General features: G+C 61.5%; 20 protein-coding genes and 1 pseudogene. 12 read left to right on the forward strand and 9 right to left on the reverse strand.

Annotated elements, in window-relative coordinates:
• Positions 1-66: 66 nt before the first annotated feature.
• Positions 67-1521 (reverse strand): pyruvate kinase, encoded by a 1455-nt coding sequence (gene pyk, locus BJQ17_RS12905; RefSeq protein WP_003251912.1) that lies wholly within the window; start codon positions 1519-1521, stop codon positions 67-69.
• Between the two features lie 180 nt (positions 1522-1701).
• Here pyk and BJQ17_RS12910 point away from each other — a divergent pair, with 180 nt between their 5' ends.
• From BJQ17_RS12910 to sbcB, 3 genes are all read left to right on the forward strand, one after another.
• A complete protein-coding gene (locus BJQ17_RS12910) occupies positions 1702-2088 on the forward strand; it encodes a hypothetical protein (protein ID WP_003251914.1) in 387 nt (128 codons plus the stop codon).
• Positions 2089-2211: 123 nt separating this feature from the next.
• The gene (locus tag BJQ17_RS12915) at positions 2212-2571 is read left to right on the forward strand and encodes a PilZ domain-containing protein (RefSeq protein ID WP_003251916.1); all 360 of its coding nucleotides are present in this window, start codon (positions 2212-2214) and stop codon (positions 2569-2571) included.
• A 57-nt stretch (positions 2572-2628) separates the two neighbouring features.
• On the forward strand, positions 2629-4062 hold the full coding sequence (gene sbcB, locus BJQ17_RS12920; RefSeq protein WP_070096155.1) for an exodeoxyribonuclease I: 1434 nt from the start codon (positions 2629-2631) through the stop codon (positions 4060-4062).
• Positions 4063-4134: 72 nt separating this feature from the next.
• Here the strand turns inward: sbcB and mvaT are convergent, their stop codons facing one another.
• Complete coding sequence (mvaT, locus tag BJQ17_RS12925; RefSeq protein WP_003251920.1) at positions 4135-4512, reverse strand: histone-like nucleoid-structuring protein MvaT; 378 nt, start codon at positions 4510-4512, stop codon at positions 4135-4137.
• A 284-nt stretch (positions 4513-4796) separates the two neighbouring features.
• Here mvaT and purU point away from each other — a divergent pair, with 284 nt between their 5' ends.
• Positions 4797-5648, forward strand: coding sequence for a formyltetrahydrofolate deformylase (gene purU / locus BJQ17_RS12930; RefSeq protein WP_003251921.1), 852 nt, complete (start codon positions 4797-4799; stop codon positions 5646-5648).
• 231 nt (positions 5649-5879) lie between these two features.
• On the opposite strand, the gene BJQ17_RS12935 is transcribed toward purU, so the two are convergent.
• The 5 genes and pseudogenes from BJQ17_RS12935 to BJQ17_RS32540 all read right to left on the reverse strand — a co-directional run.
• Positions 5880-6872 (reverse strand): lysylphosphatidylglycerol synthase transmembrane domain-containing protein, encoded by a 993-nt coding sequence (locus BJQ17_RS12935; RefSeq protein ID WP_003251923.1) that lies wholly within the window; start codon positions 6870-6872, stop codon positions 5880-5882.
• Complete coding sequence (locus BJQ17_RS12940) at positions 6869-7633, reverse strand: DUF2334 domain-containing protein (RefSeq protein WP_004575135.1); 765 nt, start codon at positions 7631-7633, stop codon at positions 6869-6871. Before BJQ17_RS12940 ends, BJQ17_RS12935 begins: the two co-directional genes overlap by 4 nt.
• The gene (locus BJQ17_RS12945; protein ID WP_003251928.1) at positions 7626-8747 is read right to left on the reverse strand and encodes a glycosyltransferase family 1 protein; all 1122 of its coding nucleotides are present in this window, start codon (positions 8745-8747) and stop codon (positions 7626-7628) included. The genes BJQ17_RS12940 and BJQ17_RS12945 overlap by 8 nt, the downstream gene beginning before the upstream one ends.
• 165 nt (positions 8748-8912) lie before the next feature.
• Entirely contained in the window at positions 8913-9677 is a 765-nt protein-coding gene (locus BJQ17_RS32535; protein WP_370588296.1) for a methyl-accepting chemotaxis protein, read from the reverse strand.
• Between the two features lie 93 nt (positions 9678-9770).
• Positions 9771-10787, reverse strand: a pseudogene (locus tag BJQ17_RS32540) (cache domain-containing protein); the annotation flags it as partial.
• Between the two features lie 169 nt (positions 10788-10956).
• On the opposite strand from BJQ17_RS32540, the gene BJQ17_RS12955 reads away from it, so the two are divergent.
• A complete protein-coding gene (locus BJQ17_RS12955; RefSeq protein ID WP_054888624.1) occupies positions 10957-12432 on the forward strand; it encodes a helicase HerA-like domain-containing protein in 1476 nt (491 codons plus the stop codon).
• Between the two features lie 105 nt (positions 12433-12537).
• Here BJQ17_RS12955 and BJQ17_RS12960 read toward each other — a convergent pair whose 3' ends face one another.
• A complete protein-coding gene (locus BJQ17_RS12960; RefSeq protein ID WP_003251935.1) occupies positions 12538-14010 on the reverse strand; it encodes an inorganic phosphate transporter in 1473 nt (490 codons plus the stop codon).
• A gap of 315 nt (positions 14011-14325) precedes the next feature.
• Entirely contained in the window at positions 14326-14526 is a 201-nt protein-coding gene (locus BJQ17_RS12965; RefSeq protein ID WP_003251937.1) for a hypothetical protein, read from the reverse strand.
• Between the two features lie 478 nt (positions 14527-15004).
• Here BJQ17_RS12965 and pcaR point away from each other — a divergent pair, with 478 nt between their 5' ends.
• From pcaR to pcaC, 7 genes are all read left to right on the forward strand, one after another.
• The gene (gene pcaR / locus BJQ17_RS12970; protein ID WP_003251938.1) at positions 15005-15880 is read left to right on the forward strand and encodes a pca regulon transcriptional regulator PcaR; all 876 of its coding nucleotides are present in this window, start codon (positions 15005-15007) and stop codon (positions 15878-15880) included.
• Positions 15881-16200: 320 nt separating this feature from the next.
• The gene (locus tag BJQ17_RS12975) at positions 16201-17547 is read left to right on the forward strand and encodes an MFS transporter (RefSeq protein WP_003251942.1); all 1347 of its coding nucleotides are present in this window, start codon (positions 16201-16203) and stop codon (positions 17545-17547) included.
• Between the two features lie 323 nt (positions 17548-17870).
• The gene (gene pcaF, locus BJQ17_RS12980; protein WP_172830960.1) at positions 17871-19076 is read left to right on the forward strand and encodes a 3-oxoadipyl-CoA thiolase; all 1206 of its coding nucleotides are present in this window, start codon (positions 17871-17873) and stop codon (positions 19074-19076) included.
• A gap of 187 nt (positions 19077-19263) precedes the next feature.
• Entirely contained in the window at positions 19264-20553 is a 1290-nt protein-coding gene (locus tag BJQ17_RS12985; RefSeq protein ID WP_003251946.1) for an MFS family transporter, read from the forward strand.
• A 9-nt stretch (positions 20554-20562) separates the two neighbouring features.
• Positions 20563-21915: a 3-carboxy-cis,cis-muconate cycloisomerase gene (locus BJQ17_RS12990; protein WP_003251947.1), complete on the forward strand. Its 1353-nt coding sequence runs from the start codon at positions 20563-20565 to the stop codon at positions 21913-21915.
• Between the two features lie 11 nt (positions 21916-21926).
• The gene (gene pcaD, locus BJQ17_RS12995; protein ID WP_014754363.1) at positions 21927-22718 is read left to right on the forward strand and encodes a 3-oxoadipate enol-lactonase; all 792 of its coding nucleotides are present in this window, start codon (positions 21927-21929) and stop codon (positions 22716-22718) included.
• Positions 22719-22728: 10 nt separating this feature from the next.
• Positions 22729-23121, forward strand: coding sequence for a 4-carboxymuconolactone decarboxylase (gene pcaC / locus BJQ17_RS13000; protein ID WP_003251949.1), 393 nt, complete (start codon positions 22729-22731; stop codon positions 23119-23121).
• The last annotated feature ends 49 nt before the right edge of the window (positions 23122-23170 follow it).

The raw sequence follows: 23170 nt of genomic DNA on the forward strand, positions 1-23170 counted from the left end.
TATTCCTGTCGGGCCATCTTCACAGCACAAGGCTGCGCTTGAGCCTTGTGCTGTGAAAAGCGTGGATCAACCGACCAGCGGATCACCCACGTGCAGGATCTTCATGCCGTTGGTGCCACCGATAGTGTGGTAGCTGTCACCCTTGGTCAGGATCACCCAGTCACCTTGCTCCACCAGGCCACGTTTGAGCAGTTCGTCGACCGCTGCCTGGCTCACCTTGTCGGCCGGCAGCGCGGCCGGGTCGAAGGCAATCGGGTACACGCCACGGAACATCGAGGCGCGTGCCTGGGTGGCGCGGTGCGGCGACAGGGCGAAGATCGGTACATGCGAACGCAGGCGCGACATGATCAGCGGGGTGTAGCCGCTTTCGGTCAGGGCGATGATCGCCTTTACGCCCGGGAAGTGGTTGGCTGTGTACATGGCCGCCAAGGCGATGCTTTCGTCGCAGCGCTGGAAGGTGGTGTGCAGGCGATGGCTGGACTTCTGGCTGGTCGGGTGCTTTTCGGCACCCAGGCAGATGCGTGCCATGGCCTGAACAGCTTCGATCGGGTAGGAACCGGCGGCGCTTTCGGCCGACAGCATCACCGCATCGGTGTTGTCCAGCACGGCGTTGGCCACGTCGGACACTTCCGCGCGGGTCGGCATCGGGTTCTGGATCATCGACTCCATCATCTGAGTCGCCACGATCACGGCCTTGTTGTTGCGGCGGGCGTGCTGGATGATCTTCTTCTGGATAGCGATCAGCTCGGCGTCGCCGATTTCCACGCCCAGGTCACCACGGGCAACCATCACAGCGTCGGAGGCGGCGATCAGCTTGTCGAGGGTCTCGTCATCGGCAACTGCTTCGGCGCGTTCGATCTTGGCCACCAGCCAGGCGCTGCCGCCGGCTTCGTCACGCAGCTTGCGCGCGTATTCCATGTCGCTGGCGTCACGCGGGAAGGAAACGGCCAGGTAGTCCAGGTCCATTTCCGCAGCCAGTTTGATGTCGGCCTTGTCTTTTTCGGTCAGGGCCGGTGCGGTCAGGCCACCACCTTTACGGTTGATGCCTTTGTGGTCCGACAGCGGGCCACCGATGATCACCACGCAGTGCAGGGCGTCTGCAGTGGCGGTTTCGACACGCATGACCACGCGGCCATCGTCGAGCAGCAGTTCGTCACCAACGCCGCAGTCCTTGACCAGGTCGGGGTAGTCGATACCGACGATGTCCTGGTTGCCTTCGGTCAGCGGGTGGGCGGTGGAGAAGGTGAACTTGTCACCGATCTTCAGTTCGATGCGCTTGTTGGCGAACTTGGCGATGCGGATCTTCGGACCCTGCAGGTCGCCCAGCAGTGCAACATGGCGGCCGTTCTTGGCGGCGATGTCACGGATCAGGCGCGCGCGGGCCTTGTGCTCGTCCGGCGTGCCGTGGGAGAAGTTCAGACGTGCCACGTCCAGGCCGGCGAGGATCAGTTGTTCGATCACTTCCGGCGAGTTGCTGGCGGGGCCAAGGGTGGCGACGATTTTGGTGCGGCGGATGCTCATGCACAGACTCCTATAGTGAAGCGCAGCGAAAGGCTACTCCTGAATCTCGCTGTAGTCATTGTTCCGTTGCACTACCTGCGACCAAGGCAGGGTGGCATTTGAACGGGGCAGGGTATCCTTGCAAAAGGGTGTGAAGATTTGCAGGCAAACGCCGATACACTGGCATCAAAGGAGATCCCCATGCGAGCCCTGATCGTTTTAGCCTTGGCCGCCAGCGCCGTCGGCTGTACCCGCTGGTCCATGGACCACCACCTGAACAATGCCTACCGCGCCTACGACCGCGGCGATTGCGCACGGGTCATGCTCGAACTGTCGCAGGTTGATCGCACCAGCCGTGCCCGGCCGTTCATCCACCCCGAAGTATCACTGCTGCGCGGCCAGTGCCTGGAGCGCCAGGCGTTGTACGTGGACGCGGCGCAGACCTATCAGTACCTGATCCAGCAGTACCCGGGCAACGAATATGCCTATCGCGCCCGAGCGCGCCTGCAGACCTTGGAAAAACTTGGCCATTTGCGCGGCGCAGAAACGGCCGTGGCCAACCCGGTGACGACCGTACCTTGGCGCTAACACAAAGGTGTGGTTTATTTCACGGGATTTGCTGCGCGTGCTGCGCTAATCTGTAACTCAGCTGTTACAACAACCGCCAGTACCTAGTATTCCTGGCATCAGGTACGGAATACACTCGCGATCATGTTTAACAAGCGCCACATCGAACGTCATCAGCTACCTTGTGTCCTCAAGGTGTTTAACCGCTTTACCGATCAAGAGATCGGTCAGCTAGGCAATGCCTCTGAAAATGGGTTGATGGTCATCAGCCAGCTGCCCGTGTTGGTCGGGCCTGATTACGAGCTGCAGCTGCGTATGCCCCTGCCTGGCGGCGGGCACCAGTTCGTCAACCTCACGGCCAGTTGCCTGTGGTGCCGCGAGGACGAGACGCCTGGGCACTACGATTCGGGCTTCATGCTGCTGCAGTCTCCACGCGAGTACGATGATTTCGTACGTTCGTTGCGCGACTATTTCAGTTTCCGCCCCGCGAACGCGCCCGTCTGAACGTTCATTTTTCAGAATCGCGCTAGAATCGGGTCGACCTCGATACAGGACGACCCCGTGACCTCCAGCATTTTCTGGCACGACTATGAAACCACCGGCATCAACCCGCGCTGCGATCGGCCGCTGCAGGTGGCCGGCGTGCGCACTGACTTCGACCTCAACGAAATCGACGAGCCAATCAGCCTTTATTGCCGACCGTCGGACGACATCCTGCCGCACCCGGCGGCCTGCCTGGTGACAGGCATCACGCCACAACTGTTGGCGGAGCAGGGCCTGTGCGAAGCCGAGTTCATGACTCGCGTGCACGCCCAGCTGGCGCAACCGGGTACCTGTGGTGCCGGCTACAACACCCTGCGCTTTGACGATGAAGTGACCCGCTACAGCCTTTACCGCAACTTTTTCGACCCCTATGCCCGTGAATGGCAGGGAGGCAATAGCCGCTGGGACCTGATCGACATTGTGCGCACCGCCTATGCCCTGCGCCCGGAAGGCATTGAATGGCCGCAGCAGGACGGGCGCACCAGCCTGCGTCTGGAGCTGCTGAGCAAGGCCAATGGCATTGACCACGGTCATGCCCACGAAGCGCTTTCCGACGTGCGGGCAACCATTGCCTTGGCTCGCCTGATTCGGCAGAAACAACCCAAGTTGTATGACTGGCTGTTTCAACTGCGCAGCAAGCATAAAGTGATGGAGCAGATCCGTCTGTTGCAGCCACTGGTGCATATATCCGGGCGTTTTTCGGCGGCGCGCAATTACCTGGGGGTCGTATTGCCACTGGCCTGGCACCCGCGTAATCGCAATGCACTGATTGTCTGCGACCTGCATCAGGAAACCCTACCGTTACTGCGGGAAAGTGCTGAAGTTTTGCGTCAGCGCTTGTACACCCGGCATGATGAATTGGCCGAAGGTGAATTACCGGTACCGCTCAAATTGGTGCAGATCAATCGTTGCCCGGTAGTGGCGCCGCTGTCGGTATTGCGCCCGGTCGATCAACAACGATTGGGCCTGGACTTGACGTTGTTAAAATCGCGCGGCGAACAATTGGCCAATCAACAGGCGCAATGGCAAGAAAAGCTGGAGCACATCTATGGCAAGGACGAGTTCGCCCCGAGCGAGGACCCGGAACAGCAGTTGTATGAGGGTTTTATAGGTGACCGCGACCGGCGCTTATGCGAGCAAGTTCGTGCGCTGGAACCGGCGCAGTTGAGCCATGGCCACTGGATGTTCGATGATCCGCGTTTGCCGGAGCTGTTGTTCCGCTACCGGGCACGTAACTTCCCTGAAACCTTGACCCCCGAAGAGCGGCAACGTTGGTATGGCTTCTGCCAGCAACGCCTGAGCGACCCGCAGTGGGGCGCGCCGAATACCTTGGGCGACTTCGAACAGGCACGCCAGCAAGCCTGGGAGGGCGCCGACGAGGCGGGCAGGCGAGTGTTGGAGGCCTGGCAATTGCATGCTCGACAATTGCAGGAGCACTATTCAATCGGCTGATGGCCGGTAAACAAAAACGCCGGCAGTGTGCCGGCGTTTTTGTTGTGCGAAGCAAGAGGCGTATGCGGATAATCAGTCCAGCAGGGTTGCCCAGCTTTCAACCACATCGCCGCCCCAAGTGGCTTTCCACTCTTTCAGGGTCTTGTGGTTGCCGCCTTTGGTTTCGATCACTTCACCGTTGTGCGGGTTCTTGTATTGCTTGACCTTGCGTGCGCGCTTGGTGGCGGTAGTCTTGACCGAACCACGAGGTGCCTTGCTCAGTTTCGATTCTGGATCGAGCAGGGCAATCACGTCGCGCAGCGACTTGGAGTACTCGCCCATCAGTGTGCGCAGTTTGCCTTCGAACTCCAGTTCTTTCTTCAGCTTGTCATCCTGCGACAGATTGGCCAGGCGGGCCTGAAGTTCCTTGATGGCTTCTTCGGTAGCGCGGTACTCGTTGATCAGGGACATGGAGTGTTCCTTAATGCGTGTTCAGAAATGTGTGGGGCAATAATAGACAGCCCCTACTCGCAAGTAAACATAAGATTGGGCAATTAACTGTTAATTAAGCTGTGACAGCATTTCTCTACGTGAACAAATTTTTACATATGCCCCGTGCGTTTCCTCTTGTCTGTCAGGCAGCGCCCGTGTGGCGTTTTCGGGCCTGCATATGCAATCGCGGCAGCGATCAATACTGCGTTTTTTCTGGCGGGCCGCTAGAATAGGCGCCTTTGCGAAGTTCTGGAGTCTCATTCATGCGCACCTATCGTCTGGTGATCGCCTGCCCCGACCGTGTAGGCATCGTGGCGAAAGTCAGTAATTTCCTGGCCTTGTACAATGGCTGGATCAACGAAGCCAGCCACCACTCCGATGAGCAGAGCGGTTGGTTCTTCATGCGTCATGAAATCCGCGCTGAATCGCTGCCGTTCGGTATCGAAGCCTTCCGTGAGGCGTTTGCGCCGATCGCCGAAGAGTTCTCCATGACCTGGCGCATTACCGACTCGGCTCAGAAAAAACGCGTGGTATTGATGGCCAGCCGTGAGTCGCACTGCCTGGCAGACTTGCTGCACCGCTGGCACACCGATGAGCTGGACTGCGAGATCCCTTGCGTCATTTCCAACCACAACGACCTGCGCAGCATGGTCGAGTGGCACGGTATTCCGTTCTTCCATGTTCCGGTCGACCCCAAAGACAAGGCCCCGGCCTTTGCCGAAGTGTCGCGTCTGGTGCAGGAGCATGCCGCCGACGTCGTGGTGCTGGCCCGCTACATGCAAATCCTGCCACCACAACTGTGCCGGGACTATGCCGAGAAGGTGATCAACATCCATCACAGCTTCCTGCCGTCGTTCGTCGGCGCCAAGCCTTACCACCAGGCTGCCCTGCGTGGGGTGAAGCTGATTGGCGCGACGTGCCACTACGTCACTGAAGAGTTGGATGCCGGCCCGATCATCGAGCAGGATGTGGTGCGTGTCAGCCATGCCGACAGCATCGAGGACATGGTCCGCTTTGGCCGTGATGTGGAGAAGATGGTGCTGGCCCGTGGCCTGCGTTATCACCTGGAAGACCGTGTGCTGGTGCATGGTAACAAGACTGTGGTGTTCGACTGACACCGTCCGGCTTGCTGTGAGGTGCTGGGCTGCTGCGCAGCCCTGTCGCGACAGGGGCGCAGAGCGCCCCGGCAATCTTGGGTGAAACGGCAATGACCAAGCAACGCAACAACCCCGTCGCCTCACCTCCACCGATCCTTGGCGAAGGCTGCCTGGCCCGCTACGACCCTGAAGCCCTGGATGACACGGATGGCACCGACTTCCCCGGCGCCGCCGAACTCTGGCAACAGCTCAACCCGCCTGACGCCGCCAGCGCTCCAGCAACGGACGTCCCAGCAGGCACACAAACACCGGCCCCCCAGCCAGCAGATAAAAGTAGTAAGTAACTGCCCGCCATATCAGGATTGCCGCAGCTGCGGTCGAGCTGCCCACCAAGGGTGTCAACAGGCTGGCAGACGTCAGCTCGGCGGCCCCGGCCCCGCCAGGCAGCAGACTGAATTGGCCGGCGCTGAGCGACAGCATCTGCACCAGGAAGCTGGGAATCCACTGCAGGTCTACCCCCAAGCCCCGCAACACCAGGTACAGCACGCTGTAGCGCAGCCCCCAGTGGATGCAGGTCAGGGTGAACACCAGGCTCAGCCTGCGCTTGGGCAGGCGCCAGGTCTGCGCCAGTGCTGCAACGAAGTGCAGCAGTTTGCGCGCCCAGCGACGTTTGCGCGGCTGGCCCATCCCCATGCGCTGCAACAGCCTGCCGTTCATGCGCATTATCGGGCGCCGGTAGCGCAACAGCCCGATCACCCCGGCCAACGCTGTGCACAGCAGTAACGCACTGCCAAGCAACATGCTTTCCTGGCTGCGGCCCAGGCTGTGGAACAGCGCGTAGCCGGCAATCGCCAGCATTGCGCAGAAGAAGAACACCAGGTCGTTCAGCTGGTCCATGGCAAAAACGGCGCCGCTGCGCGCCGGGCGGATGCGGTCTCGCGCCAGCAGGGCCATCAGGGTCAGCGGCCCACCACTGCCGCCAGGGGTGGTGCAGATGGCAAACTCGGTGGCCATGACCACGCCGAGGCTGCGAGCATGGCTCAACTGTTTTGCCTGCTCACCCAGCAACAGGCGCAGGCGCAGCGCATTGATGACCCAGCACAACAGAATCATGCCTAGCAGCATGAGCAGCAGGTGCGGGTCGAACCGGCTCAGCCTCGGCAGCAGCTCGCTACCACCCAGTAACGCTGGCACCAGCGCTGCCCCCAGCAATGCCAGCGCCAGCCAGGCCCAACGCTTCATGCTACCCCCTGGCGCTCCAGCCAGGCAGATTTGGTCAGCGGTTCGCGGCCATCCTTCACCAGTGTTTCCAGCGTTCGCAACCAATAGTCTCGGGATGAGCGATGACGCATGTCTACAGGGTGCAGCCCCAAGCGCAATGTGCTCGCGCCTCGCCAGCGCCGGCATTGCCAGTCGCACAGCGTGCGGGACAATGTGCGACGCCATGCGCTCCGTGCGCTCCAGACCAGGCCTGGCGCATCAATGGCTGTAAAGTCTGGCAGCCGGTACAGATGCTGCGGTGTACTGGTGTATTTGAGTGGCAGGCGGCACAGGGCTTGCCGCGTGCCCTGGCTCATGAGCCAGGCCGGTGCGACAAAGCCTGCCACAGGCCAACCTTGGCTCTCGAACAGCGCCAGGCCCTCCTGTAGCCGGGTAAGCGCTTCGTTCTCATCAAGGCCGTAGAACTCGCCTTCATGGGTATAAATGCGCCGCATGAAGTAGTCGATGGGGCTGCGCGGTGCGGGGCCTTCGTCAGCATGGGCATAGCCGTGAAGCGCCAGTTCGTCGCCTTTGGCAAGGCGTTCGTCCAGGAGGCGGCAGAACGAAGGTGCCTGGTGAAGCGGATTGCGTCGATGGAAGTCCGGGACCACCAGCCATGTCATTGGCACGTGGCCCAGCGCGTCCACAGCCCTTACGAACGGTTCATAGTCCGGCCAGGTTTCCGGGGCAATATCGTGCAACACCAGCATGAGGCTGCGCTGGCTGGCGGAGGGCTCAAGCATGGGCGCGCACCTGCGGCTGGTGGCCGAGCACGGCCTGGTAGTGCTGGAGCAGGCCAGCTACCACGTTATCCCATGAATAATGTTGCTCTACATGGTGGCGGGCCTGCAGGCCGAGCTCGCGGGTACCCGCCTCGAACGCCTCGCGCACGGCGCACGCCATGGCCCGACCGTCGTTGGGCGTGCACAGGCGGCCACTCTGTTCGTTGATGATTTCAGGGAACGCACCGGCGCGCACGGCTACCACGGGGGTGGCGCTGGCCATCGCTTCGAGAATGACCAGGCCGAATGTTTCCTGGTCGCCAGCATGCACCAGCAAGTCGGCGCTGGCGATCAGCCGGGCCACCTCCGCAGACGGGCAGAAGTGATCGATGACGCTGACGTTGGACGGCACGCTGGCCGGCATGTTCGAGCCTACCAGTAACAGGTGGTAGGGGGCGCCGAGTTGCTGCATGCAGTCAAGCAGCACCGGCAGGTTCTTTTCCCGCGAGCCGCGGCCGGCAAAGATCAACAGGCGGCTGGTGTCGGGAATGCCCAGTTCGGCACGCACATGTGGGTCGCGCCGGGAGGGGTGGAATGTGGCAAGGTCAACGCCCAGCGGCTGCACATGGACATCACGCACGCCCAAGCGGCGTAATTTGTCGGCCATCACCTGGCTGGGGGCCAGTACCCGATCAAAATTGCCGTATAGCTTGCTGACGTAGGCCTCGACATTGGGTGCGAACCAGTTGCCCATGCGGTTGCTGACCAGTAACGGCAGGTCGGAATGGTAGAAACCGATCACGGGCACGTCGAGCTGGCGCCGCGCTTCCAGCGCCGCCCAGGCGGTCAGGTAGGGGTCGCCAACTTCAATCAAGTCGGGTTTGAGCGTGCGCAGTGTATTGCACCAGGGGGCCAGGCGTACCGGAAAGCGGTAGCCCTTGCCAAACGGCAAGGGCGGCGCAGGTACCTGATAGATGCCATCGCCGTGTTGGGCGCTGGCACCGGGAATCAACAGGCTGTGGCGTACGCCGTGAATGGCGTCGAGACGGTGATGTTTGGCATCAAGATAGGTACGTACGCCACCGCTGGCCGGGGCGTAGAACATGGTGATGTCGGCGATATGCACGATCAGCATCCCTCCGGGATCGTCTTCGGGTCTGTCATCCGGCGTTGAGTGGCCGGCGATGAAACGCCTAAAGGTGGACCTATCAGAAGGATAGTTTGTTCGATCAGTTTGAGAGGGGGAGTGCGCAATGCCTGGAGCAGCACAAGGCTGCTCCAGGTGAAGGTGTAGCCTTTATCAGATACGGAAGCTGCCCACCAGGTGCTTCAGGCGGCCAGCCTGCTGCTCGAGGTCGGAGCAGGCGCGCAGGGTCGCTTGCAGGTTCTCCACGCCTTCCTGGTTGAGCATGTTGATCTCGTTGATGTCCATGTTGATCGCCTCGACCACGGCGGTCTGCTCTTCGGTGGCAGTGGCCACCGACTGGTTCATGCCGTCGATCTCGCCAATGCGCACGGTAACGCTGTCCAGTCGCTCACCCGCCTGGTTGGCGATCTGCATGCTGTCCTGGCTGTGGCGCTGGCTCTGGTCCATGGTGTCGACCGACTCGCGGGCACCGACCTGCAGTTCTTCGATCATGGTCTGCACTTGCTGCGCCGACTCCTGGGTGCGGTGCGCCAGATTGCGCACCTCATCGGCGACCACGGCAAAGCCACGCCCGGCCTCACCGGCGCGGGCCGCTTCGATGGCGGCGTTCAGCGCCAGCAGGTTGGTCTGCTGGGAAATGCTGGTGATCACTTCCAGGATCTGGCCGATATTCACGGTCTTGCTGTTCAGTGTCTCGATGTGCGCGCTGGAGGTGACGATCAGGTCGGACAGGCGGTTCATCGCGGCAATGTTGCGCTCGACCACTTGCTGGCCTTCTTCGGCCAACAGGCGCGCGGAGCTTGCGTGCTGCGAAGCCTGGGCGGCGTTGCCGGCGATTTCCTGAGCCGCAGCGCCCAATTCATTGATGGCGGCGGCGACACTGTTGGTCCGGTTGGACTGCTCGTCGGAGTTGGTCATCGACGAATTCGAAGCGCTGATCACCCGCAGGGCTACTTCGTTGACCTGCTCGGTGGCCGAGGACACTTCGCGAATGCTGCTGTGAATGCGCTCGACGAAGCGGTTGAAGGCGTTGCCGAGGACACCGAATTCGTCGTGGTTGTGGATGTGCAGGCGCTTGGTCAGGTCGCCTTCACCTTCGGCAATGTCTTCCATGGCGCGGGTCATGGTGTGCAGCGGCTGCATCAACACGCGGATCAGCAAGCCGAGCAGGCCGATGATGATCACCACTGCCACCACCGTGGCGATCACCGCCGAGGTGCGGAAGGTGCTGAGCATCGAGAAGGCCTTGTCCTTGTCCACTGACAGGCCGATGTACCAGTTTGCCGACGGCAGGCCGGTAATCGGGCTGAAGGTCAGCAGGCGGGTCTGGCCCTCGCTTTGCACTTCGGTCAGCTCACCGGTCAGTTTCGGCGTGCGCTGCGGGAACAGGTCCGACAGCGATTTCATGACCAGATCTTTATCCGGGTGCACCAGGATCTTGCCCTGGTCGTTGACCAGGAAGGCGTATCCCATGCCGCCGAAGTTCAGCGAGTTGATGATCTGCACCAGGCCGTCCAGGGCCAGGTCGCCGCCGACCACGCCCACGCTGCTGGAGACCTTGCTGAGGATACCAATGACCATCTTGTTGGTGGTCATATCGATGTAGGGTTCGGTCAGCGTCGCGCCGCTGGCGTTCATGCCGTCCTTGTACCAAGGGCGGGTGCGCGGGTCGTAGCCGTCGGGCATCTTCGCGTCCGGGCGTACGCTGAAACCGCCGTCGACTTTGCCCAGGTAGACCGTGAGGAAGCTGGATATCAGCGCATTCTGACCCATCAGGGTTTCGGCGTTGGCCGGGTCTTGGGCAATGTTCTGCGCCAGGTTCTCCACCAGTTTTATCCGGCCCTCGAACAGGTTGCGAATGTTGGTCGACGTGGAGGTGCCCATTTCAGCCAGATAGTTTTCCAGGTCCTCGCGGATCGCATTACGCTGGAGGTAATCGTTGTAGAGGGTGAAAAGGCTGAAGGCGAGTATCACGATCAGTGATGCTGCCAAAAGAATCTTGTGGCTGAAACGAAGGCTTTTGTTCATGGCGTAATCGGTTCCGCTAAGGTTTTATATCAGGCGTTCGCACGAGTGGAGCCGTAGGTTGTGCAACATCCCGAAAAGTCCCTTTTCGGCTGTTCCTCTCTAATTAAGGCGAATAACACCCACAGGTATCGGCCGAATTAAGCTAAAGCTTGAGCAGAGGATTAAAGAGATGTCGGAATTTTCGACCATCGTTGTAGGCGCGGGCCCGGATGGCCAGCCAGTCGGGCAAGCAATGCGCCTGGCCAACCGCCACGGTCTGGTGGCTGGCGCAACCGGTACTGGCAAGACCGTCACCCTGCAGCACCTGGCGGAGGTGTTCAGCGACGCGGGGGTAGCGGTGTTCGCCGCCGATGTCAAAGGCGACCTCTGTGGCTTGGGGGCTGCTGGTGCGCCACAAGGCAAGGTGGCTGAGCGCATCGCCGGCATGCCGTGGCTGGGGCATACGCCCAAGGCCTACCCGGTGAGCTTGTGGGATATCGCCGGGCTGTCGGGCCACCCGCTGCGCACCACCCTCAGTGAAATGGGGCCGCTGCTGCTGGGCAACTTGCTGGAACTGACCGACAGCCAGCAGGCGGCGCTGTATGCAGCATTTAAGGTGGCCGACCGCGAAGGCCTGCTGCTGCTGGACCTCAAAGACCTCAAGGCCCTGCTGGCGCATCTGAAGGACAACCCGCATCTGCTTGGCGAAGACAGCGCGCTGATGACCACGGCCTCCACCCAGGCTTTGTTGCGCCGGCTCGCTACCTTGGAGCAGCAGGGCGCCGAGGCACTGTTCGGCGAGCCGGCATTGCAACTGGAGGACCTGCTGCGTCCTGATCCGGATGGCCGTGGACGTATCCACCTGCTCGATGCCAGCCGATTGGTGCACGAGGCACCTAAGGTGTATGCGACGTTCCTGTTGTGGCTGCTGGCCGAATTGTTCGAGCAGTTGCCCGAGCGCGGTGATGCCGACAAGCCGGTGCTGGCGCTGTTCTTCGATGAAGCACACCTGCTGTTCAACGGCACGCCTAAGGCGTTGCAGGACCGTCTTGAGCAAGTGGTCCGGCTGATCCGCTCCAAGGGGGTGGGGGTCTATTTCGTTACCCAGTCGCCGGGTGACTTGCCCGACGCGGTGCTGGCCCAGTTGGGCTTGCGCATTCAGCACGGCTTGCGGGCGTTCACGGCCAAGGAGCAGAAGTCGCTGCGGGCGGTAGCCGATGGTTTCCGCCCCAACCCGACGTTCGACACCCTGGCGGTGCTGACCGAACTGGGTATTGGCGAAGCGCTGGTGGGAACGTTGGAAGAAAGGGGCACACCGGCCATCGTGCAGAGGGTGCTGGTTGCACCGCCGCAGTCGCGTATCGGGCCACTGAGTGCGGCTGAGCGCAGTGCGCTGATTGCGGCGTCGCCATTGGCGGGGCGCTATGACAAACCGGTGGACCGTGAGTCAGCCTATGAAATGCTGAGCCAGCGTAAGGGCGAGCCGGTGGAACCGGCGCCGCAACCGAAGGCGGATGAAGAGAGTTTTGCCGACAAGGCGGGTGAGTTCTTGCAGAGTGCAGCGGGGCAGGCGATCAAGTCAGCAGTGCGCCAGGCCGCTAACCAGTTGGGGCGGCAGTTGGTGCGCGGGTTGATGGGGTCGTTGTTAGGGGGCAAGAAAAGGTAGTCTTCCGGCGCCGCGCCCATACCCTTGGTAGCACAAGGCTGCTTCGGCAGACATAACGGCTATGAAAAAGGCGCCCGAGGGCGCCTTCATTCATTGCGGTGTCACTCAGCCAATGGCTTTGGACGCCAGCCAGAACAGGCCGGCCGCCAGGCCCATCGAGGCAGGCAGGGTCAGGACCCATGCCAGCAGGATGGTTTTCACAGTGCCGCCTTGCAGGCCACTTTTGTTGGCGACCATGGTGCCGGCCACGCCGGACGACAGCACGTGGGTGGTCGACACCGGCAGGGCGAATACGTTGGCCATACCGATGGCGCAGGCTGCGGTGATCTGTGCCGACATGCCTTGGGCGTAGGTCATGCCTTGTTTGCCGATCTTCTCGCCCACCGTCAACACCACGCGCTTCCAGCCAACCATGGTGCCCAGGCCAAGGGCCAGGGCGACGGCCACGATCACCCAGAACGGGGCGTATTCGGTGGTGGCGGTGAGGTCTTTGCGCAGTTTTTCAAGGTCGGACTTTTCACGGGCGTCCAGGCCTGGCAGCTTGCCAACCTTCTTTGCCGTGTCATCCAGGCACAACAAATAGCGGCGCACTTCAACGCGCTTCTCGGCATCGAGGCTGTGGTAGTCCGTCACGCCTTTCAGCGAGGTCTGCAGCGCAGCAATGGTCGGCTCGGTCTGCTGCGGGTTGCAACTGAACTGCTCCGGCAGATCGCTGGCCTTGGCCTTGCCCAGTGCCAGGAACTCGCCCAGGGTGGCGGCGTTACGCTGGTAGAACTGGCTCATGTGCAGGGTAGCGTCGCGAGTACGTTCGATCTGGTAGGTGGTGCTGTTCAGGTCGAGTACGAACTTGGCCGGCACAATACCGATCAGCACCAGCATGATCAGGCCGATGCCTTTCTGGCCGTCGTTGGAGCCGTGCACGAAGCTCACGCCCATGGCGGAAACAACCAGGACCAGACGGTTCCAGAAGGGTGGGTGCTTCTTGTCATCGAGCTTGCGGCGCTGTTCCGGGGTTTTGTGCATCTTCGACAGCGGGCGCCACCATTTCAGGCCGATCAGCACCAGGGCAGCAACGGCGAAACCGGCCATTGGCGAGACCACCAGCGACATGGCGATATCGATCGCTTTCTGCCAGTTGACGCCGTCGCCTAGCGGAATGTCGTTGATCAGGGCGTTGGCCAGGCCGACACCGAGAATGGAGCCGATCAGCGTGTGCGAACTGGAGGCAGGGATGCCAAAGTACCAAGTGCCCAGGTTCCAGGTGATGGCCGCGGCCAGCAACGAGAAGACCATGGCCAGGCCGTGTCCGGTGTTCACATTGATCAGCAGCTCTACCGGCAACAGGTGCACGATGGCATAGGCCACCCCTACACCGCCGAGCAGAACGCCAAGGAAGTTGAACACGCCGGAGAAGAACACGGCGAGGTGTGGCGGCATGGCTTTGGTATAGATGACGGTAGCTACCGCGTTGGCGGTGTCATGAAAGCCATTGATGAACTCGAAGGCGAGTACGAAGGTCAAGGCGAGCAGCAGGCTCACCAACACCCAGGCATCCAGTCCGCTGAATAAATCGATCATGAAGGTTGTCTGGCGGGTCATAGGGGGGCGGGATTATGCCAGAAAACCTTGGCAATCGATGCACCTGCAACAGACAGATGACCGCCTTCATGGTGCAGCCGTGTCGTGCGGAGGGGGGCGATCAAGGCGGTAAATGGCGGTAAAAAATCACAAAATATGGCGAAATAAGGCCGAAATGTGGAGAAATGGCCATTTCTCTAGAATTCAAACGGCCGTATGAAATTTGTGTGATTCCATTTCATCATCGGCCAGACCGTAAAGATCGACCTCGCCCGGGTGCACCGGGCGACGACACGCAGAGGGCGCCCCCGACGCTCAGGGGTTGTCGCTGCGCAGTTCTTTTTCGATGCGTTCCAGTTCCTGGCTGAAGGCCTGGTCACGAACGCTGGCACGCTTGCGCCAGGGTTTGCGTTCCGGATCCGGTTGTGCGGCGTAAGTGGTGACTTCGCCACCATAAACATCCTTGTAACGTTCAGCCTGGCGCTCGAGTTCCGCGCGCAGTTCATCTTTCGTCACGTGCAGTACCTGAAATAAGTGTAATGACTGTTGTTATGCATTGTGCAACATGCATTTTGCCTTGCTGGCCGCAACGGCTTGATAAAGCGGAAGGTTCCATGACCACGATAAGCGGAGGGCCTGCGCAATCGATTATAGCAACCGATAATTCGCCGATCATCGTTAATTTACTCAGCCCTGACATCATCTGGCGTAAATAGCAGGATGTGCCCGCCAACAGTTTGGACCTTTCGTACAAGTTAGAAAGGAACGACGGATAGAAGTTCGTTGCAATGTCAGGGCGGGCCGTAATGAAAAACGGCCTCGCCGAAAGGCGAGGCCGTTGCCTGGGGACTTCTACGGTGGGTACCTGACCAGTCTCTCCAAAGAAGCCACAAGTGGCATGAGAAAGGTATAAGCAAAAGTGTCGGCGGTCAATTGCGATTATCGGCCGTTTGTTCGATAATCGCACGAACCGGTGTTTTTTTTGAGGTGTGCGATGAGTGACGAAACCCTGGGCAACGATTCCGGCAATGCAGAGGTGGCGCGACCTGCTTCGGCTGCCATGGCGCCGCCGATCGTGGCTTCCCCGGCCAAGCGCATCCAGGCCTTTACCGGTGACCCGGACTTCATGACCTCGCTGGCACGTGGCCTGGCCGTGATCCAGGCATTCCAGGAGCGCAAGCGCCACCTGACCATCGCCCAGATCAGCCACCGTACTGAAATCCCTCGCGCAGCGGTGCGCCGTTGCCTGCACACGTTGATCAAGCTGGGTTACGCCACCACCGACGGGCGTACCTATTCGCTGCTGCCCAAAGTGCTGACCCTGGGGCATGCTTACCTGTCGTCGACGCCACTGGCAATTTCTGCCCAGCCGTACCTGGATCGCATCAGCGACCAGTTGCATGAGGCGGCCAACATGGCCACCCTCGAAGGCGACGACATCCTTTATATAGCCCGTTCGGCCACGGTCGAGCGGCTGATTTCGGTCGATCTCTCGGTGGGCGGACGCCTGCCGGCCTACTGCACGTCGATGGGGCGTATTCTGCTGGCGGCCATGGACGACACCAGCCTGCGTGAGTATCTGGAACGTGCTGATCTCAAAGCGCGCACCAGCCGCACCCTGAATGATCCCGAATCGTTGTTCGCCTGCATCCAGCAGGTGCGCGCCCAGGGCTGGTGCGTGGTGGACCAGGAACTGGAACAGGGGCTGCGATCGATTGCAGTGCCGGTGTATGACGCTTCGGGGCAGGTGTTGGCTGCCTTGAACGTAAGTACCCATGTTGGGCGGGTGACCCGCAGTGAATTGGAGCAGCGGTTCTTGCCGATTTTACTGGCAGCCAGTCGAGACCTTTGCCATCAGTTGTTTGGTTGAGACCGCAGGGAGCACGTTGCGGCCCCGGATCAGAACAGGCAAAACCGTTTCTTGTGCGATAAACGCACAGTGTCGTGCCGGGTGAATTGCTTCACCCCGGCCCGCTGATTAATGTCTCTCGCAACGGTCGGCTAGCCGACCGAACAAGAAAAACATAAGAGGCACTTACGCATGAATACTGTCACCTCGCTGCTGCGGCCGCACCCGCATGCAGTACCGTTGTATCCAGGCTGACCCAGGCCATATACCCCAATCATCGCCTTTGTACCGGTTATCCGCGTGCAATGGCCTGACTGTGCCCCACATTCTGGATAACAATAATGAATCAAGCGCAAACCAACGTCGGCAAAAGCCTCGACGTTCAGTCGTTCATCAATCAGCAGCCGCTGTCCCGCTATCAGTGGCGAGTCGTGCTGCTGTGCTTTCTGATCGTCTTCCTCGATGGCCTGGACACTGCTGCCATGGGTTTCATCGCCCCGGCACTGTCGCAAGAGTGGGGAATCGACCGCGCCAGCCTTGGGCCGGTCATGAGTGCCGCGTTGATCGGCATGGTGTTCGGCGCCCTGGGCTCCGGGCCGCTGGCTGACCGTTTCGGCCGCAAAGGCGTGCTGGTGGGGGCGGTGCTGGTATTTGGTGGTTTCAGCCTGGCCTCGGCCTATGCCACCAACGTTGACCAGTTGCTGGTACTGCGCTTCCTGACTGGCCTGGGCCTGGGTGCAGGCATGCCCAACGCTACCACGCTGTTGTCCGAATACACCCCGGAGCGCCTCAAGTCGCTGCTGGTGACCAGCATGTTCTGTGGCTTCAACCTGGGCATGGCGGGTGGTGGCTTCATTTCCGCCAAGATGATCCCGGCCTACGGCTGGCACAGCCTGCTGGTCATCGGTGGCGTGCTGCCGTTGCTGCTGGCGCTGGTGCTGATGGTCTGGCTGCCGGAGTCGGCGCGGTTCCTGGTGGTGCGCAACCGCGGCACCGACAAGGTGCGCAAGACCTTGTCGCCAATCGCCCCGCAAGTGGTGGCCGAGGCAGGCAGTTTCAGTGTGCCTGAGCAAAAGGCGGTGGCTGCGCGCAACGTGTTCGCGGTGATCTTCTCTGGCACCTATGGCTTGGGCACCGTGTTGCTGTGGCTGACCTATTTCATGGGCCTGGTGATCGTCTACCTTCTGACCAGTTGGCTGCCAACCCTGATGCGTGACAGCGGCGCGAGCATGGAGCAGGCGGCGTTCATCGGCGCGCTGTTCCAGTTTGGCGGAGTGCTAAGTGCAGTCGGCGTGGGTTGGGCCATGGACCGTTTCAACCCGCACAAGGTGATTGGCATTTTCTATCTGCTGGCCGGGGTGTTCGCCTACGCGGTGGGGCAGAGCCTGGGCAACATCACCGTGCTAGCTACGCTGGTGCTCGTTGCCGGTATGTGTGTGAACGGTGCGCAGTCGGCAATGCCATCGCTGGCGGCGCGCTTCTATCCCACTCAGGGCCGTGCCACAGGTGTATCGTGGATGCTGGGTATTGGCCGCTTTGGTGCGATTCTTGGGGCCTGGAGTGGTGCAACGCTGCTGGGCCTGGGCTGGACTTTCGAGCAGGTGCTGACGGCGTTGCTGGTGCCGGCAGCGCTGGCGACTGTGGGTGTGGTCGTCAAAGGGCTGGTCAGCCACGCCGACGCAACCTGAGGGCGAGGGCCGCGTTACGGCCCATTCGCAGCACAACGCCGCGCCGACTGGTGCGGCATTGTGCTGCGATCAGGGCGCACAGCTGCCCTGTGGTGGACGTGGGCAGTTGCGCAACAAATGGTTCGTTAATCGCACAAATAGTCGATTATCGGATTGTAACGTGCCCACCAGTCTCCTTAATCTGGGTTCATCGAAGCACCCTGACCAGGAGCCTCCAAATGCCACGCGCAGACCATTTCCACACCCACCCCAATCGAGCCGTCCGCCATGCGTGACCTCGACGCCCGTACCGCCGCTGAGCATGGCCAGCTGGCAGGAGAAGCCTGATGCACGACGTATTCATCTGTGACGCCATCCGTACCCCGATCGGCCGCTTTGGCGGCGCCTTGGCCAGCGTGCGGGCCGACGACCTGGCAGCCGTGCCGCTGAAGGCGCTGATCGAGCGCAACCCTGGCGTGCAGTGGGACCAGGTAGACGAAGTGTTCTTCGGCTGCGCCAACCAGGCCGGTGAAGACAACCGCAACGTGGCCCGTATGGCACTGCTGCTGGCCGGCCTGCCGGAAAGCATCCCGGGCGTCACCTTGAACCGCCTGTGCGCGTCGGGTATGGATGCCATCGGCACCGCGTTCCGCGCCATCGCCAGCGGCGAGATGGAACTGGTGATTGCCGGTGGCGTCGAGTCGATGTCGCGCGCCCCGTTCGTCATGGGCAAGGCTGAAAGCGCCTATTCGCGCAACATGAAGCTGGAAGACACCACCATTGGCTGGCGTTTCATCAACCCGCTGATGAAGAGCCAGTACGGTGTGGATTCCATGCCGGAAACCGCCGACAACGTGGCTGACGACTATCAGGTTTCGCGTGCCGACCAGGACGCTTTCGCCCTGCGCAGCCAGCAGAAGGCTGCCGCTGCACAGGCTGCCGGCTTCTTTGCTGAAGAAATTGTGCCGGTGCGTATCGCTCACAAGAAGGGCGAAATCATCGTCGAACGTGACGAACACCTGCGCCCGGAAACCACGCTGGAGGCGCTGACCAAGCTCAAACCGGTCAACGGCCCGGACAAGACGGTCACCGCCGGCAACGCCTCGGGCGTTAACGACGGTGCTGCAGCGATGATCCTGGCCTCGGCCGCAGCGGTGAAGAAACACGGCCTGACCCCGCGTGCCCGCGTTCTGGGCATGGCCAGCGGCGGCGTTGCGCCACGTGTCATGGGCATTGGCCCGGTGCCGGCGGTGCGCAAGCTGACCGAGCGTCTGGGGGTTGCGGTAAGCGATTTCGACGTGATCGAGCTTAACGAAGCGTTTGCCAGTCAAGGCCTGGCGGTGCTGCGTGAGCTGGGTGTCGCTGACGATGCACCACAGGTAAACCCTAATGGTGGCGCCATTGCCCTGGGCCATCCGCTGGGCATGAGCGGTGCACGCCTGGTGCTGACTGCGCTGCACCAACTGGAGAAGAGTGGTGGGCGTAAAGGCCTGGCGACCATGTGTGTGGGCGTTGGCCAAGGTCTGGCACTGGCCATCGAGCGGGTTTGACCTGTACCGGCCGCTTCGCGGGCAAGCCCGCTCTTACAGGGATCCACGCAATCACCTGTGGGGGCGGGCTTGCCCGCGAAGAGGTCTGTCCTGTGAGACACAAGGCCAATTGCCAGCCAGATAGCGGAACGAGTGTGTTACTAGGTATGTCTAGACTTACCTAGGACCCTCCAGGAGTGAAACCCTCATGACCTCAACCTATTACACCGGCGAAGAACGCAGCAAGCGCATCTTCGCTATTGTCGGTGCCTCGTCAGGCAACCTGGTGGAATGGTTCGACTTCTACGTCTACGCCTTCTGCGCGATCTACTTTGCCCCGGCCTTCTTCCCCTCCGACGACCCCACCGTGCAGTTGCTGAACACGGCAGGTGTATTCGCCGCAGGCTTCCTGATGCGCCCCATTGGTGGCTGGATCTTCGGCCGCCTCGCCGACCGCCACGGTCGCAAGAACTCCCTGATGATCTCGGTGCTGATGATGTGCTTCGGCTCCCTGATGATCGCCTGCCTGCCCACCTATGCCAGCATCGGCACCTGGGCCCCGGCGCTGCTGTTGCTGGCCCGCCTGATCCAGGGGCTGTCGGTAGGGGGCGAATACGGCACCACGGCCACCTACATGAGTGAAGTGGCACTGCGTGGGCAGCGCGGCTTCTTTGCTTCGTTCCAGTACGTCACCCTGATCGGCGGCCAGTTGCTGGCGGTATTGGTCGTGGTGATCCTGCAACAGCTGCTGACTGAAGATGAACTGCGGGCCTGGGGCTGGCGCATTCCCTTCGTGGTGGGGGCCATCGCCGCCCTGATCTCGCTGATGTTGCGCCGTTCGCTGCACGAGACCAGTAGCGCCGAAGCCCGCAATGACAAGGATGCAGGTTCTATCGCAGGCCTGTTCCGCAATCACGCAGCGGCGTTCATCACGGTACTGGGCTACACCGCGGGTGGCTCGCTGATTTTCTATACCTTCACCACCTACATGCAGAAGTACCTGGTCAACACCGCGGGCATGACAGCCAAGAACGCCAGCTACGTGATGACCGGGGCGTTGTTCCTGTTCATGGTGTTGCAGCCGTTCTTCGGCATGCTGTCCGACCGTATCGGTCGGCGCAATTCGATGCTGCTGTTCGGCGGCCTCGGTACCCTGTGCACCGTGCCGCTGCTGATGGCACTGAAAACTGTGACCAGCCCGTTCATGGCCTTCGTGTTGATCAGCCTGGCCCTGTGTATCGTCAGTTTCTACACCTCGATCAGCGGTCTGGTGAAGGCTGAGATGTTCCCGCCGCAGGTGCGTGCACTGGGTGTTGGCCTGGCCTATGCGGTGGCGAACGCAGCATTCGGCGGTTCGGCCGAGTATGTGGCCCTGGGCCTGAAGACCCTGGGGATGGAAAACACTTTCTATTGGTACGTCACGGCGATGATGGCGATTGCCTTCCTGTTCAGCCTGCGCCTGCCGAAGCAGGCGGCGTACCTGCACCATGATGACTAAGGACGCTGCATGAGCAACCAACTGTTCGACGCCTATTTCACCGCGCCGGCCATGCGCGAGATTTTCTCCGACCGTGGCCGCCTGCAGGGCATGCTGGATTTCGAAGCAGCGCTTGCCCGTGCCGAAGCCTCTGCCGGTTTGGTCCCGCACAGCGCGGTAGCAGCCATCGAGGCGGCATGCCAGGCCGAGCGCTATGACGTTGGTGCGTTGGCCAATGCCATCGCCACCGCCGGCAACTCGGCCATTCCGCTGGTGAAAGCGTTGGGCAAGGTGATCGCCACCGGCGTGCCTGAGGCTGAGCGCTATGTGCACCTTGGGGCCACCAGCCAGGATGCGATGGACACGGGTCTGGTTCTGCAGCTGCGCGATGCCCTCGATTTGATCGAGGCCGACCTCGGCAAGCTGGCCGATACCCTGTCGCAGCAGGCCTTGAAGCACGCCGATACGCCCTTGGTGGGTCGTACCTGGTTGCAACACGCCACCCCGGTGACCCTGGGCATGAAACTGGCCGGTGTACTGGGGGCTTTGACCCGCCACCGTCAGCGCCTGCAGGAACTGCGCCCGCGCCTGCTGGTCCTGCAGTTCGGCGGTGCCTCGGGCAGCCTTGCGGCCCTGGGCAGCAAGGCAATGCCGGTGGCCGAAGCGCTGGCCGAACAGCTCAAGCTGTCCCTGCCCGAGCAGCCCTGGCACACCCAACGCGACCGCCTGGTGGAGTTTGCCTCGGTGCTGGGCCTGGTTGCCGGCAGCCTGGGCAAGTTCGGCCGTGATATCAGCTTGCTGATGCAAACCGAGGCGGGGGAGGTATTTGAGCCGTCTGCGCCGGGCAAGGGTGGTTCTTCGACCATGCCACACAAGCGCAACCCGGTGGGTGCCGCCGTGTTGATCGGTGCCGCAACCCGCGTGCCGGGCTTGCTGTCGACGCTGTTTGCAGCCATGCCTCAGGAGCACGAACGCAGCCTGGGCCTATGGCATGCCGAGTGGGAAACCCTGCCGGATATCTGCTGCCTGGTCTCTGGTGCCCTGCGCCAGGCTCAAGTGATTGCCGAGGGCATGGAGGTGGATGCCGCGCGCATGCGCCGTAACCTCGACCTGACACAAGGCCTGGTGCTGGCAGAAGCGGTGAGCATCGTCCTCGCCCAGCGTCTGGGTCGCGATCGTGCCCACCACCTGCTGGAACAATGCTGCCAGCGCGCGGTGGCCGAACAGCGGCACCTGCGTGCCGTGCTGGGTGACGAGCCGCAGGTCAGCGCCGAGCTGTCTGGCGAAGAACTCGATCGCCTGCTCGACCCTGCCCATTACCTGGGCCAGGCCCGCGTCTGGGTGGCGCGCGCCGTGTCCGAACATCAACGTTTTACTGCCTGAAGGAGACCGCTGTGGCGCACTTGCAACTGGCCGATGGCGTTTTGAATTACCAGATCGATGGCCCGGATGACGCCCCGGTGCTGGTCCTGTCCAACTCGCTGGGTACCGACCTGGGCATGTGGGACACCCAGATTCCGCTCTGGAGCCAGCACTTCCGGGTGCTGCGCTATGACACCCGTGGTCACGGCGCATCGCTGGTCACTGAGGGCCCTTACAGCATCGAACAGCTGGGCCGCGACGTGCTGGCCCTGCTCGATGGCCTGGACATTCAAAAGGCTCACTTCGTCGGCCTGTCGATGGGAGGCCTGATCGGCCAGTGGCTGGGTATCCATGCAGGTGAGCGCCTGCACAGCCTGACCCTGTGCAACACGGCCGCCAAGATCGCCAATGACGAGGTGTGGAACACCCGTATCGACACGGTACTCAAAGGCGGCCAGCAGGCCATGGTCGACCTGCGCGATGCCTCTATCGCCCGCTGGTTCACCCCGGGCTTTGCCCAGGCACAGGCGGAGCAGGCCCAGCGTATCTGCCAGATGCTGGCGCAAACCAGCCCGCAAGGCTACGCAGGCAACTGTGCAGCGGTACGTGACGCTGATTATCGTGAGCAACTGGGCCGCATCCAGGTGCCCGCGCTGATCGTTGCCGGTACGGAAGACGTGGTTACCACCCCTGAGCATGGCCGCTTCATGCAGGCCGGTATCCAAGGTGCCGAGTACGTCGACTTCCCGGCGGCGCACCTGTCCAATGTCGAGATTGGCGAGGCCTTCAGCCGCCGCGTGCTCGATTTTCTGCTGGCTCACTGAGGACAACGCCATGGACGAGAAACAACGTTACGACGCTGGCATGCAAGTGCGCCGCGCAGTGCTGGGTGATGCCCACGTGGACCGCAGCCTGGAGAAGCTCAACGACTTCAATGGCGAGTTCCAGGAAATGATCACCCGCCACGCCTGGGGTGACATCTGGACCCGCCCGGGGCTACCGCGTCATACCCGTAGCCTGATCACCATCGCCATGCTGATTGGCATGAACCGCAACGACGAGCTGAAGCTGCACCTGCGTGCGGCGGCCAACAATGGTGTGACCCGCGACGAGATCAAGGAAGTGCTGATGCAGAGCGCGATCTACTGCGGCATTCCGGCGGCCAATGCCACGTTCCACATGGCTGAGTCGGTGTGGGATGAACTTGGCGTAGAATCGCGCCAGTAAACCGTGTTCGCGGGCAAGCCCCCTGCAACAGGGCGCTTGCCCGCGAATG

The organism is Pseudomonas sp. NBRC 111139 (assembly GCF_001753955.1).
Classification (GTDB): Bacteria; Pseudomonadota; Gammaproteobacteria; order Pseudomonadales; family Pseudomonadaceae; genus Aquipseudomonas; species Aquipseudomonas alloputida.